We start from the raw sequence: 372 nt of genomic DNA, 5'->3' as shown, positions 1-372 counted from the left end.
CTGACTTTCATTCAATATACCTTCGGTATTCGTTCCATGCGTAAAACGATTGAAGAAGTTGAAATTAATATGGCTTACCGTTGGTTCCTAGGTTATGGTTTCCATGATAAAGTACCTCCTACTCCACGTTCGGGAAAAAATTATGAGCGACGCTTTAAAGATACAGACCTGTTTGAACAGATTTTCTATCGCATTTTAATGACAGCTGCTAATAAAAAGTTAATAAGTGCTGAACACGTTTTCGTGGATTCCACACATGTGAAAGCCAGTGCGAATAAACGGAAATTTGAAAAGAAAATCGTTCGTAAAGAAACACGAGCGTATCAAGGGCGTCTCCAAGAAGAAATCAATCAAGATTGTGAAAACCATGGA

At 37.9% G+C, this 372-nt stretch carries 1 protein-coding gene; it reads left to right on the top strand.

From position 1 onward, the window contains the following. The coding region (locus SB773_RS30370) for a transposase (RefSeq protein ID WP_410593913.1) at window positions 1-372 on the top strand (372 nt) is incomplete at both ends.

The organism is Bacillus sp. SIMBA_074, from assembly GCF_046534555.1.
GTDB classification, from domain to species: domain Bacteria; phylum Bacillota; class Bacilli; order Bacillales; family Bacillaceae_G; genus Bacillus_A; species Bacillus_A mycoides.
The sequence above is the reverse complement of the archived record's forward strand: the minus strand, read 5'-3'. Positions and strand labels throughout refer to the sequence as shown.